The sequence below is a fragment of the Apibacter adventoris genome, assembly GCF_002964965.1.
GTDB classification, from domain to species: Bacteria; Bacteroidota; Bacteroidia; order Flavobacteriales; family Weeksellaceae; genus Apibacter; species Apibacter adventoris.
In genome coordinates, this window is record NZ_PSZN01000012.1 from 21,962 (window position 1) to 35,267 (window position 13,306).

A 13,306-nucleotide genomic window follows, 5' to 3' on the forward strand; every position below is an offset into this window, starting at 1 on the left:
TTTTAAGTTATTTTTAAATAATTAAAAAAATTAAGAGTATTATAATTTTATACTAATCCCGATTAAAAAATTAAATCCAGCTTGTGGATAATAATAGGGTATATTATCAGAATAGTAACCATTATTTTCGTATAGGTTATTAAAAATATTATTCAATAATAATTTTAAACTTAAATTTTTTATTTTTAATATTTTAGGGGAATATTCTAGGCTGATATCAGATGTATAATATCCTTTTAATTTTCCATTTGTAGGTTCTTCATTGTTTAGGTATTGGCTGCTTATATATTGATGAGACCATTTTGCAGTTAATTTTTTTAAAGGTATCCATTGAATTGATATGTTCCCTATATAATTTGGAGAAAATGCTATATCAGTATTTCCTAAATTATGAATAACAGATTGAACTTCTTTTTTAAAATTTATATTTTTATTTGTACTTATGGTAGAATTAGCTAAGAAAGTTATTTGACTAGAAAATTTATATTCTGCAGATATTTCTATTCCCATTCTATAACTTTTACCACTATTTTCTCTTATAAAACTACCAACATCATTAATTTTCCCACTTAAAACTAATTGATTTATATAATACATTCCGTATCCATTAATTGAATAACTGAAATTTGAAAAATTCTGTTGTACTCCTAATTCTATATTATGTAAAAGTTCAGATTTTATATTTTCATTGCTTAATACATCATTTCTATTCGGCTCTTTTTGAGCCATTCCGTAAGTTAGGTATACATTTCCAGTTTTAAATGTATAAGTAACACCTATTTTTGGATTAATAAAATTATAGTTTTTGCTAAAATATAAAGGTCCACCATTTTTATATATACTTTCTCCTCCGGGAACATCATGTCCTGAATAATGTATATTTCTGTATTGAACATCTCCAAAAAGATTACAATAATCAGAAATTTTATAAAGAGCTTTTATATTTCCGCTAATTTCATTTTTTAAAGCCTTATTCCTATAATACTCATGATCTGGTGTGCTTTCAGGAAAATATTCTGCCCATATTACTTTTCCGAAATGTTTTCCATCATAGGTGTTGAATCCTAATCCTATTTCGAGATTCCATTTATCAAATTTACCTATTAAATGATTCGTTATACCATAAAAATTATTTTTTAACCATTGTCTTCTCACTAAATCAGTAGTTGTTATAGTATCTTGGCTTAAAATTATATTTTTTAGTTTATAATTTTTCAATTTAGAATTCTGTTTATATTCCTCATAATATCCTTTTCCTTTAACATAAAATAGTGTTGATTTAAGTTTCCAATTACCATTTATTTTTTGCTCTCCATATAAATGATAATTATCTTGCCAATAATTATCCGTTTCATTATTATAATATCGAATAATATTTCCATCAGAATCATAAATGGCGCCACAAGAATTAAAAGTTCTTCTTTTTTTCATATTTTCATAATCAATACCATTCCATGCTTGATATGTTTGTTGCTTTCCTCCAAAAACCATAAAACTAATTTTTGTTTGTTTTTTTTCATACATTCCATTTACATAATAGGAAAATAAATCAGAAAAAGCTCTATCTAAGTATCCTTCAGATTTAATAAATGAAATACGAGCATCCATTTTTAATAAATTATTATAAAATTTTCCTGATCCTAAGGCAAAGGTATGCTTATGCGTATTAAATGAACCTATGGATTGATCTGTTTGAAAATAGGCACTATCTTCAGGATATTGTGTTTTTATGTTAATGCTTGCACCGAAAGAACCTGTTCCTTCAGTAGAAGTACCTACGCCTCGTTGTATGGTTATATTAGATATAGAAGAAGCCAGATCGGGCATATTAACCCAAAAGGGACCTTGTGATTCAGCATTATTTATTGGTACATCATTTAATGTTACATTGATGCGGGTTTGGTCACTTCCTCGAATTCTTATATTGGTATATCCTATTCCGGAACCAGCATCGGATGAAGAAATTGCAGAAAGACTATTTTTAAGAAGATAAGGAATATCTTGACCCAAATTTTTATTTTCAAGTTGTTTTTGTGTAAATTTTTCCTTACTTATAGGTGCTTTTGCAGAGATAATGATTTCCTGAATATTTTTTTCTAATGAATCTTTTTTTTGTTGTGCTTTACAGTATGCTCCGGAAAGTATAATAATACTTAAAAGTATAAAATCTCTTTTTTTCATATTTTAAAATATTAAAAAAGAGGTTTGTATAATATAAAAGAAAAAAGATTTCAATTTATGAAACCTCTGTGTCTAAGATTTCCCTTGGCAACATTACTTGCCCAGGTTCTTAGGGTATAATCTCAGCTATTTTTACAGCACCCCTTTTTTATTTTTTACAAATCTACTAAATAAAAATTTAAAAAGTGACTTTAACTAATTTTATATCGTTTTCAAGTGGATTAGGTTCTTCTTGTTTTTCCTCCGCATTAAGAATTCGCATGGCTCTTTTAAAACGTTTTTTCCAATATTCTGTTTCTAAAGAAGTTATCGTTACTCCTTGAGATGAAGATGCATGAATAAAGAAAATCTCACCCGTAGGGCTTACACTTTCAACAATGCCAACATGAGAGACTCTGCTTTTTGGAGTATGTGAAAAAAATATTAGATCTCCTTTTTTTAATTCTTCTTTAGCCACTCTTACTCCTACTTCTGATTGAAGGGCTGAGGTTCTAGGTAAAGAGATATTAGAAGCATTAAATACTTGTTGTACGAAAGAAGAACAATCAATACCTCTTCGTGTAGTTCCTCCATATAAATATGGGGTTCCTAAATAAGTTTTAGCTTCGGTAATTAATTTATAAGCTTCTTTAGAAAATGCTTTTTCTGCATAAAAATTGATATTTTCCGAAACGGAATTATCATTTAATAAAGAATTATCTGTAACTAATTTTTTTGTTTCGGTTTTTGTTGTATTTGGTCCTTTAGAGTTATTTGCTAGCAATAATTTACTGGTAGATGGATACTTATAATTATTATTACTGGCTATATAGTTTGATACACAAGAAGTTGTAGTTAAGGAAGTGATCAGTATAAGAAAAAATAATTTTAAAAAAGCTTTCATAAATAAATGTAATATTGTGATTGTTTTACTTTATTACGCGCCAAAATTACTTTCTCTAATACTCTTGGATATCATATTTTAACTTTTTTCACATATATTTAACATATAAATTTGTAGTGTTAACTAAAAGTTAATTTTTAATGTGTTAGTTTTTTATTTTTTTAATAATAATTTAAATAAAAAAGCAGGTATTTTTTCAATTAAATGATACCTGCTTTTTTTATTTTTAAGGTAAGGTAATAATTTTATATATCTTCAAAATCTACATTTGTAAAATTTGATACCTTTATCGAATCTTTATTTTCTTCTGTTAAAAGATGGAAATCATCTCTATGTCTTTCAGAAATAACTTTTTCACCGGTTTCTTTAATAATAAAGGAAGTTGTTTCTTCTAGAATAGTTTTGAAATTTTTAAAATCTTCTTTGTATAGATAAATTTTAAATTTTTTGAATCCTAAGGCGCCTTCTTCGGAAACATTTTTTTTACTTTCAGTAATAGTTAAATAATAATCTCCGGCCTTTGTTTCTCTTACATCAAAAAAATAAGTTCTTTTTCCAGCCCGTAATATTTTAGAGAATATTTCATTTTCTTTTTTCTCTAAATTTTCAGAATCATTCATCATAATTTATATTTTAGTTTTTGTTTACTATAAATATTAAAAAATATAACATATATACTTAAAACCAAACAAAAGTATGAAAATAGTTATATAGATACAATTGTTTTTTTATGATTTATAATCGCTTTTGTGTAATTTGTTTTTTATATAGTTCAGAATAATATCCATTTTTGTTAATTAAATCATCGTGAGAACCTTCTTCTTTAATAGCTCCATTTTCTAAAATAATAATTTTATCAGAATTTTTTGTTGAAGAAACTCTGTGTGTAATAATAATGGTAGTTTTTAACTCAATATTTGATTGTATATTAGATAATATTTTTTCTTCTGTTTCTGTATCAACAGCAGATAAACTATCATCAAACATGAAAATAACAGGATCTTTAATAAGAGCTCTAGAAATAGAAATTCTCTGTTTTTGTCCTCCGGATAAGGTAACTCCTCTTTCACCTACTTCTGTTTGATATTGGTTTTTAAACTCCATAATGCTGGAATGTATTTCTGCTTGTTTTGCATATTTTTCTATTAAATTTAAAGAAGGATTTTCTATTCCATATGCTATATTGTTGAAAATAGTGTCTGAAAACAAAAAACTTTCTTGAGGAACATAACCTATTTTATTTCTTAGCAATTCAAGGTTATGTTGCTTTAACGGTTTATTATCTATATATATGGTTCCGCTGTCAGGTTCAATTAAACGTTCAATTAAAAGAGTAATAGTCGATTTTCCGGCTCCTGTTTTTCCCATGAATATAGTAGTTTCACCGGAAAAAATTTCAAACGAAACATTATCTAACGCTTTAATTCCGGTATTAGGATAGGTATAACTTACATTTTCAAAACGAATATTTCCATGTATGGGATAAATGTCAGAGCAATTGTTTGTAATTTCTTCCTGAACTTCTAAAAATGCATTTATTCTTTCCATAGATGCTTCAGCTCTACGGGTTATTGATGTTACCCATCCTAAAGCAGTAAAAGGCCATATCAGTATATTTAGGTAAAGAAAAAAATCTGTTATAGTACCAACATCAATTTTTCCATTAATATATCTTTGTCCCCCCACGTATAAGATAAAAATATTGCTTATTCCTATAATAAGCATCATTAAGGGAGAAAATAAAGCCTCAGTACTGGCTAAAGAAATAGATTTTTGTCTATAATCGTTTGATTTATTAATATATTTTGAAGTAATATATTCTTCTTGTGTAAATGATTTAATTACACGTATTCCTGAAAATGTATCTTGTACGAAAGATGATATGTTAGATTGCTCTGCCTGAACAATTTTAGTTTTTTTATTAATAATTGAGCTTTGTTTATATATAAAATAAGATAGGAACGGAAGGGGAAGAAGAGCATATGCGGTCATAACAGGATCAGAAATTAGCATATAGAATAAAACTATAATTAGCATTATAGCTAGATTTATACTATACATTATTCCTGGGCCTAAATATTGTCTAACATTAACTACATCTTCACTAATTCGGTTTATTAAGTCTCCTACTTTGGATTTTTTTAGAAAAGTAAATGATAATTTTTGATAATGCTTGTATATATTATTTTTTAATTCAAATTCTATCCTTCTGGAAGCCACAATTATAGTTTGTCTCATATAAAACTTTAATACCCCAGATATAACGGGAGCTAAAACAATAATTCCTCCATACAAAAGAAGTTGCTTAAGTAATTCATGTTTTTGTAATGAAGAATGTTGCTGTAAGGTTTCGGCAATAATATTGATGGCTTTTCCAACAAATTTCACAGGATAAATAGTAAAAAAATTAGAAAGGATTATAAATATACCCCCTAAAAACAGAAGTTTTTTATGTTTTTTTAAATAAGGATTTAGGGTTTTTAAAGCACTCATGGCTGCAAAGTTATAAAGTTTGTTTAATTAGATTAAAATTTTACAGAAGCAAATGCTTTTTTATATAAAATAAAAATAAGAAGATAGATGAATCGTTAGTTTTTAAAAGAAAATTATTGAGGCATAGAAAGATTTTTTCTTAACCTCAATATTTAATTATAATTATTTATTTTTTAATAAATATTCAGCAATTTGAATGGCATTTAAAGCAGCGCCTTTTCTGATTTGGTCACTGACACTCCAGAAAGTAATGCCTTTAGGGTTGGTCAAATCTTTTCTGATTCTTCCTACAAATACCTCATTTTTCCCTGATAAAAATAAAGGCATAGGATATTTTTTATCAGCAGGATTATCTTCAACAATAATTCCATTAAAATTTTCAAAAGCCTGTCTAATTTGAGCCACACTAAGTTCATCTTCAGTTTCAACCCAAATATTTTCAGAATGTGCTCTCATTACAGGCACTCTTACACAAGAAGCAGAAACTTTAATGTCTGAATGCATAATCTTTCGAGTTTCATTAAACATTTTCATTTCCTCTTTAGTATATCCATTTTCAGTAAAAGAATCAATATGAGGTATAAGGTTTAAAGCTAATTGATAGGCAAATTTTTCTGCTTGAATCTCATTTTTTTCAAGAGCTACATCTTTAATTTGTTGTAATAGTTCTTTCATTGCAGAAGCACCTGCACCAGATGCAGACTGATACGTGGAAACATGCACTCTTTTTATGTGAGATAAATTTTCTATAGGTTTTAAAGAAACAACCATTTGTATTGTGGTACAATTGGGATTTGCAATGATGTTTCTTGGGGCATTTAAAGCATCTTTTGCATTCACTTCTGGTACCACTAGAGGAACATCTTCTTCCATACGAAAAGCTGATGAATTATCTATCATAATAGCTCCATGTTTAGTAATAGTATTCGCAAACTCTATAGAAGTGCTACCTCCAGCTGAAACCAAAGCAATATCAACCCCTTTAAAATCATCATTATGTTGAAGTTCTTTGACAGTATATTTTTTCCCTTTAAAATTATATGTATTACCGGCACTTCTTTTGGATCCGAAAAGAACTAAGTCAGTTAAAGGGAAATCTCTCTGGTCTAATATTTTGAGAAGCTCCTGCCCAACGGCTCCGCTTACTCCAACAATTGCGATTTTCATGGATTTATAATTTAAAAAATGTTTTCTTATAATAATTATGATAGAATAAAGCTATTCCAGAAAGCCTTTGGAATCATGCCAATGACCAATGCTAAAGAAATGGCAGCCATTAGCGTTGTACTAAAGGTTATTTTAGAGGATTTTTTTATTTTAATATTGACGATTGTAAGAAATATAGCAGCAATAATCATAGAAACTGGATGCTCGACGTATGTTTGTCTTAATTGAGGAATGCCCATCATATCTTTCATGCTTATATTTTGAAAAATAGGAGAGCTAAAATATAGAATTACACCTAACACTATCTGTGTATGGGTGATAATAAGAGAAAATAATGATATTTTTTTGATTTGTTTGGAAGTACTTCTTTCTTGTAGATAGTATATAAAAGTAACTACAGTAAGTAAAAGTATGAAAACTAAGGTTGCCATGCCTACATAATGATGAATATTTTTTAAAATCAAATACATTATATATTATCTTTGGGTTAATTAGCAAAATTAACAAACTTATCGAAATAAATCTATAATATTTTGGTTTTATTAGAATTATGAATATATAAGCACTATTGTCTTGCAGCTCTTATTTCTCCATAACCTATTAGTGCGTCATAGGTTCCTCCAAAAGGTTTATAATATAATAAACCTTGATATAAATTTTCTGTTTGCCAAAAGGAACCCGGAATTTCAGAAAGACTTATTTTTCCGTTTTTTTGATCTACAGTGGCAATAGTATAGTTATAATAACCTTGTTTCAGATAAATACTTTTTTCGTATCCTCTAAGTGCTTCATTATAAGACATTTTATTGGTGTCTGATAATTCATAATTATTAAATAAGCCAACAACATAAAGATCTTTACCTTCTAAAGGATTTGCTAAACTAACAAAAAAGTTAACATGGCAATAGTCACCTTCATTACGCGCATCTCTTTCTAAGTTCAGGTCAAATCTTCTGAAATAGTAAGCTCCGTTTATGTCTGGATTGTAGGTATAATCTAAAGGGTAAGGAATAATTGGATAGAGCAAGGCAGAATAAACATTATTTTCCTCAATGATTTTTTCAGTTCCATATCCAGGAACAGAGATATTTTTAGTATCAAAAGAAAAAAACTCATTTCCCCCTTCAAAAGCATTGGTTAATTGCCCAAAAGTAAAAGAATTTCTATTTATAAATTGTGGGGAAATATTACATTGAGAATTATTCCAATTATTATTTTGTATAATGCATAAAGAAATTTGTTGGGAAAGAATAGAATTATTATCATTAGGTAACAATGCCTGTACTGTGACTCTTTGACTTATGTTAGGATTTTTAGAACTGGAGTACCTTTCATAAGAAATCCCTATTTCAGCTATATTTTCATAAAATGAAATTTTTCTAGTAAAAATGGGTTTTCTGGCATTATTATAAATTGTAAGTAAATAATTTCCTGAAATTTTTAACTGTAAGTCTTTGTTTGGAAATTCAAGTGTATAATGTGTATAATTTTGACTTGTATTAAAAGAGTTTTTATATTCATATATCTGAGGCATTGAATATCCTATAATATACTCAGAATCAAAAAGATTATCATCTTCCCAGTTACGGTCATAATGCTTTACACTGTAGTATATTCTTTCATATCCTTTATTTAATAGGTCAAATGAAAGTATAAACTGACTGCCCATTTTAAAAAAAGGAGTTTCGTCATTAGTTTCGGGGTTAAATAGTTGAATGCTATAAACATCAGGACTATATACATGTTCAACTGCTTTTTGAGCTAAAGAATAAGGGGATAAAAGAATAAATAGTATAAAAAATTTTTGATACATATAATTTAAATTGAAAATTATGAGAAAGAAAAAAACTAATTTAAGGATAAATTAAGGTTCCACCTAAATTTCTCATTTGTTTTAATATCCATATTTTTCTTTTTTGGATATATCTTCCATTAATATTTTTTCCATATTTTCTTGGATTAGGAAGTAATGCGGCAAGAGTTGCAGATTCTGCTTTGGTTAAGTTAGACGCAGATTTGCCAAAATAGTGTTGAGAAGCAGATTCTATACCATAAATTCCATCTCCAAATTCAATAACATTTAAATATACCTCCATGATTCTTTTTTTTCCCCAAACCCATTCTATCAAACAGGTGAAATATGCTTCTAAACCTTTTCTAATATAGTTTTTACCATCCCATAAAAAGACATTTTTAGCTGTTTGCTGAGATATAGTACTAGCTCCCCGAACACGACCTCCTTCCTGTTGATCCTCTAAGACTTTTTGTATTTGTTTAAAATCAAAACCATGATGTTTTATGAAATTTTGATCTTCACTGGAAACTACAGCTAACTGTATAGAATTTGAAATCGAATTTATAGGAATCCATTTTTTTTCTATTTTGCTACCATTGATAAAATATCTTTTTAGCATAAGTTCTGTAAAAGGTACAGGTATCCATTTATAAGTAAAAGTAAGTACAATAGAAAGTAAGAATAAGCCAATTATAATCCTTTTAACCCATTTGAATATTTTCATATTTATACAGTCTTGTATTGTTATTTTTACCAGCCTTTAATAGCCCCACCCTTAAATTCTTTATTAGCTGTTTTTATCACCTCTTCTGATTGATAAGCCTGAATAAATTTTTTTACATTTTCTGCATTTTTATTGTCTTCCCTTGTCACGATTATATTTACGTAAGGAGAATCTTTATCTTCTACCATAATTGCATCTTGTAAGGAAAGTCCGGCTTTAGCAGCAAAAGTATTATTTATAATAGCAACAGATACTTGATTATCATCTAAAACCTTAGGAAGTTGAGGCGCTTCTAGTTCTAAAATATGTAAATTTTTAGGATTTTTAACAATATCAGTTACCTTAGGTACTAAGCTTTTATTATCTTTTAATTGTATTAAATTATATTTTTGTAATAATAGTAAAGCTCTTCCCCCGTTTGTTGCATCATTAGGTATAACAATAGTGCTTCCAGCAGCTAAATCAGTTATAGATTTTATTTTTTTAGAATATCCTGCCAAAGGATAAATAAAGGTATTGGCAACAGCAACAAGTTTATAATTTCTTTGTTTTATCAAATTTTCAAGAAAAGGCTTATGTTGGATAGCATTTGCATCAATATCTCCATCGTTTAAAGCTGTATTAGGGATCACATAATCATTAAATTGAACCAATTCTACCTCTAATCCATATTTTTCTTTAGCTACTTTTTTAGCAGTTTCTGCTACAGTATATTCTGGGCCTGTTTCAATTCCAACTTTTATATAATTTGGATTATCTTTTTGTTTGGATTGGCAACAAATTAAAGATAATAAGTAAGGAATGCTTAAAAGTAATAATAATCGGTTCATCAAGATTGTATGAATTTTTAAATTTTTAAACTGTAAAATTAAACTATTTAATGTTAATATTATTTATGATTAAATATTTTGGATAAATAATCTCCGGTAATTTGGATAATAAAAACTATAATTACAAGCAATAAGAGTACAGTATTCATTACCATGATATCATAACCCACATATCCATACTGATAACCGATTTGACCTAAACCTCCGGCCCCAACAGCCCCGCCCATAGCTGAGTATCCTACTAAAGTAATTAAAGTAATAGAAGCACAATTAACAATAGAAGGTAAGGCTTCGGGTAAAAGTACTTTTTTTATGATTTGAAGATTTGTAGCTCCCATAGATCGGGAAGCCTCAATAAGTCCATTAGGAATTTCTAATAAACTGTTTTCTACCATTCTGGCAATAAATGGAGCAGCCCCTATGCTTAGGGGGACAAGAGCAGCAGTTACGCCAATAGAAGAACCCACAATTACTCGGGTAAAAGGGATCATCCATACAATTAAAATAATAAAAGGAATAGCCCGAAATACATTTACTACAACAGATAAAACAGAGTGCAATATAATGTTTTCTTTAATTTGCCCTTTACGGGTAATGAATAATAAGATTCCTACAGGCATACCTAATAAGAAACCTAAAATTCCTGAAATAAAAGTCATCATGATCGTTTCACAAGTTCCTTTAACTAAAAGTTCAAACATAGATTCAGACATATCCCAAAACAATTACATTCATATTCTTATTCATTAAATATTCAATAGCCTGATTTTCGTTTTCCGGAGATCCGATAAACTCAGCAAGCATTATTCCAAATTTTACTCCCCCTACATAATCCATTTGGGCGCTGATAATATTATTATTTATATGGAATTTACGAACAATCTCTGAAAGTATAGGTTCATCTACTGTATTTCCGGTTATATGTAATTTAACAAGAGGATGTTTTCCAGATTCTCTGAGAGGTTTCAATCGGTTTTGATAATCTATAGGAATATCAATTCGAAATGTGGAATCTATGAACCGTTGTGTTAATTCAGATTTTGGATGAGAAAAAATTTCTGCTACATTTCCCTTTTCAATAAGTTTTCCACTATTCATCACAGCAATATTATCGCAAATGTTTTTAACCACATCCATTTCATGAGTAATTAGTAAAATTGTAATATTAAGTTCCTTATTAATATTTTTTAATAAAGAAAGGATAGATTGTGTAGTTGCCGGGTCTAGAGCACTGGTTGCCTCATCAGATAATAATACTTTAGGGTTGTTTGCTAGAGTACGGGCAATAGCTATTCTTTGTTTTTGTCCTCCTGAAAGATTTGCAGGGTATTCATTTTTTTTATCTTTTAGCCCTACCCAATCTAAAAGTTCGTCTACTCTTTTTTCCCTATCTTTTTTGTCAATGTGATTTAATTCTAATGGAAGAGAAATATTTTCTCCTGCAGTTCGGGATGATAATAAATTAAAATGCTGAAAAATCATTCCAATATTTTTTCTGGCAAGAACAAGTTGCTTCTGAGAAAGCTTCATTAAATTTTCACCATTTACATAAACTTCACCCGAAGTAGGCCTTTCCAAAAGATTAACACAACGTATAAGTGTACTTTTTCCAGCTCCGGATTCACCAATAACTCCAACTATTTTACCTTTCGGGACAGATAAAGTTACATCACATAAAGCATGGGTTACATTTCCTTTCTGATTAAATGTTTTAGTAATTTTTTTTAATTCAATCATTCATTTTAATTTACTAAAATTAATATAAGCTAGACCAGAGAGCAAAAAAATTCGGATTTATACAATGGTTAGATTCTACCTAAGTACCATATATTAAGTTAAGATTTAAAATTTTTAAACTGTATAATTTTTTTTCTACTCTTTATCAAGATTAATATTACTTTTCATAAAAAATCATTCATTTTAAGTAAGTATATATAAAAATAATTCAAAAATATTTTCAAATATAAGGTATTTTAATAATATAAATATTTTGTTTTTCTATAAGGGTATTTATGGCAACATTATTAATCCTCCATGTAGTATCTAACTATAAATAATTTTATCCGGAAAAAAGCGGAGTAAAAACCAAAAAGGACAAAAATATTAATCAATTCAACATTGGATTTATTTATAACTAAATTTAGAAACGAAATTACAATAATGAACAAAAAGAATAAAGCAAAAAAACAAATCTAAAAACACAATAAAAACAGCAATACACATCTTGTAATAAAAACTAAGGAGGAGGGATTATATTTAAAACAGCAAACAATAAAAAATAATATACATTAATAATTTTGGAATATAAAATATAAATTTTTAGTTTTGCCGTTCATTTATAAACTAACTATATCTACTATGAAAAAGATCTACACTTTGGTGTCTTTATGTAGCTGTTTATTATATTCCCAAGAAAAAATAATAGGTCCAGGCGGAGTACCCGGAGCAGTTTTATGGATGCAGCCGGTATCCCATACCGAAGATTGGTATGGATCATATAAATGGAAAGATTATTCCGGAGACTCACTACAAGTAAGGTATTACGATCCGCGAGGCGCTTCTTATGGAGTTGAATATTTAGGTAAAGCCGATAACTACCTGCGCAATTATAACTTTAATCCGGCATTAAGTTTTAATACCAATGATAAAGATGCGATAAAGAACCAATTAGAAAACATATCCAATTTTTGTAATTCCGACAATGAAATATCCAAAGAAATATACATTAAAGGATCAAATTTAACCACAGCGACGATAATAGGTGCGTTTTCATTAAGGGCTGACCCAATGGACCAACCCAAGAATATGTTTACATTCAACGGAGTCCCGGGGAATAGCTTTATCTTAAGTACAGATAAGATAATCAACAGCAAAGAAAGCCAAAGAGGCATATTAGATTATGGGGCAGAAGAAGGCTATGACTTTATGTACCATAGCGGGAAGAGTCCCGAATCCGATATGAACCAATTTAAAGAAAGAGCCCTTCGTTCCTTTGTCTATTACCGGACCGGTAAACCCCATACCTCTCTATGGGGAGTAAGAAACCATTCAGTAATATCCTTAGGACATAACTTCAATCCCAGCAATATAAATAACACTTCCACATTTGACCTACCTGGGGGCGACGGAGACTATGCAGAAGCCTATATACCGGAATTATTTATATACGGACGTATATTAACCCCGTTAGAAAGGATAAAAACAGAAAGTTACCTGGCCGTAAAATATGGATT

General features: G+C 28.7%; 12 protein-coding genes. 1 reads left to right on the top strand and 11 read right to left on the bottom strand.

The annotated features are described in order from the left end of the window. Positions 1 to 39: 39 nt before the first annotated feature. From C4S76_RS06080 to metN, 11 genes are all read right to left on the bottom strand, one after another. On the bottom strand, positions 40 to 2,181 hold the full coding sequence (locus C4S76_RS06080; protein WP_105193594.1) for a TonB-dependent receptor: 2,142 nt from the start codon (positions 2,179 to 2,181) through the stop codon (positions 40 to 42). 178 nt (positions 2,182 to 2,359) lie between these two features. Further along, positions 2,360 to 3,064 (bottom strand): C40 family peptidase, encoded by a 705-nt coding sequence (locus C4S76_RS06085; protein WP_105193595.1) that lies wholly within the window; start codon positions 3,062 to 3,064, stop codon positions 2,360 to 2,362. A gap of 245 nt (positions 3,065 to 3,309) precedes the next feature. Further along, entirely contained in the window at positions 3,310 to 3,684 is a 375-nt protein-coding gene (locus C4S76_RS06090; RefSeq protein WP_105193596.1) for a DUF3276 family protein, read from the bottom strand. Between the two features lie 115 nt (positions 3,685 to 3,799). Further along, positions 3,800 to 5,557 carry an ABC transporter ATP-binding protein gene (locus C4S76_RS06095; RefSeq protein WP_105193597.1) on the bottom strand — a complete coding sequence of 586 codons (1,758 nt, stop codon included), beginning with the start codon at positions 5,555 to 5,557 and terminating at the stop codon, positions 3,800 to 3,802. Between the two features lie 162 nt (positions 5,558 to 5,719). Further along, a complete protein-coding gene (locus C4S76_RS06100) occupies positions 5,720 to 6,724 on the bottom strand; it encodes an aspartate-semialdehyde dehydrogenase (protein ID WP_105193598.1) in 1,005 nt (334 codons plus the stop codon). Positions 6,725 to 6,759: 35 nt separating this feature from the next. After that, on the bottom strand, positions 6,760 to 7,194 hold the full coding sequence (locus C4S76_RS06105; RefSeq protein WP_105193599.1) for a hypothetical protein: 435 nt from the start codon (positions 7,192 to 7,194) through the stop codon (positions 6,760 to 6,762). Positions 7,195 to 7,289: 95 nt separating this feature from the next. After that, positions 7,290 to 8,537 (bottom strand): type IX secretion system plug protein, encoded by a 1,248-nt coding sequence (locus C4S76_RS06110; protein WP_105193600.1) that lies wholly within the window; start codon positions 8,535 to 8,537, stop codon positions 7,290 to 7,292. A 40-nt stretch (positions 8,538 to 8,577) separates the two neighbouring features. Next, positions 8,578 to 9,243, bottom strand: coding sequence for a monofunctional biosynthetic peptidoglycan transglycosylase (gene mtgA, locus C4S76_RS06115; protein ID WP_105193601.1), 666 nt, complete (start codon positions 9,241 to 9,243; stop codon positions 8,578 to 8,580). A gap of 26 nt (positions 9,244 to 9,269) precedes the next feature. Further along, a complete protein-coding gene (locus C4S76_RS06120) occupies positions 9,270 to 10,073 on the bottom strand; it encodes a MetQ/NlpA family lipoprotein (RefSeq protein ID WP_105193602.1) in 804 nt (267 codons plus the stop codon). A gap of 59 nt (positions 10,074 to 10,132) precedes the next feature. After that, the gene (metI, locus tag C4S76_RS06125) at positions 10,133 to 10,786 is read right to left on the bottom strand and encodes a methionine ABC transporter permease MetI (RefSeq protein ID WP_105193603.1); all 654 of its coding nucleotides are present in this window, start codon (positions 10,784 to 10,786) and stop codon (positions 10,133 to 10,135) included. After that, the gene (gene metN / locus C4S76_RS06130; RefSeq protein ID WP_105193604.1) at positions 10,779 to 11,810 is read right to left on the bottom strand and encodes a methionine ABC transporter ATP-binding protein MetN; all 1,032 of its coding nucleotides are present in this window, start codon (positions 11,808 to 11,810) and stop codon (positions 10,779 to 10,781) included. Before metN ends, metI begins: the two co-directional genes overlap by 8 nt. Positions 11,811 to 12,431: 621 nt before the next feature. Here metN and C4S76_RS06135 point away from each other — a divergent pair. Then, positions 12,432 to 13,306: hypothetical protein (locus C4S76_RS06135; protein WP_221404991.1), on the top strand; the 875-nt coding region annotated here is incomplete at its 3' end.

Excerpts from the sequence above, each read along its gene's own strand:
- C4S76_RS06080 (WP_105193594.1), bottom strand. The coding sequence starts at position 2,181 with ATGAAAAAAAGAGATTTTATACTTTTAAGTATTATTATACTTTCCGGA.
- C4S76_RS06085 (WP_105193595.1), bottom strand. The coding sequence starts at position 3,064 with ATGAAAGCTTTTTTAAAATTATTTTTTCTTATACTGATCACTTCCTTA.
- C4S76_RS06100 (WP_105193598.1), bottom strand. The coding sequence starts at position 6,724 with ATGAAAATCGCAATTGTTGGAGTAAGCGGAGCCGTTGGGCAGGAGCTT.
- C4S76_RS06105 (WP_105193599.1), bottom strand. The coding sequence starts at position 7,194 with ATGTATTTGATTTTAAAAAATATTCATCATTATGTAGGCATGGCAACC.
- C4S76_RS06090 (WP_105193596.1), bottom strand. The coding sequence starts at position 3,684 with ATGAATGATTCTGAAAATTTAGAGAAAAAAGAAAATGAAATATTCTCT.
- C4S76_RS06110 (WP_105193600.1), bottom strand. The coding sequence starts at position 8,537 with ATGTATCAAAAATTTTTTATACTATTTATTCTTTTATCCCCTTATTCT.
- C4S76_RS06095 (WP_105193597.1), bottom strand. The coding sequence starts at position 5,557 with ATGAGTGCTTTAAAAACCCTAAATCCTTATTTAAAAAAACATAAAAAA.
- mtgA (WP_105193601.1), bottom strand. The coding sequence starts at position 9,243 with ATGAAAATATTCAAATGGGTTAAAAGGATTATAATTGGCTTATTCTTA.
- metI (WP_105193603.1), bottom strand. The coding sequence starts at position 10,786 with ATGTCTGAATCTATGTTTGAACTTTTAGTTAAAGGAACTTGTGAAACG.
- metN (WP_105193604.1), bottom strand. The coding sequence starts at position 11,810 with ATGATTGAATTAAAAAAAATTACTAAAACATTTAATCAGAAAGGAAAT.
- C4S76_RS06120 (WP_105193602.1), bottom strand. The coding sequence starts at position 10,073 with ATGAACCGATTATTATTACTTTTAAGCATTCCTTACTTATTATCTTTA.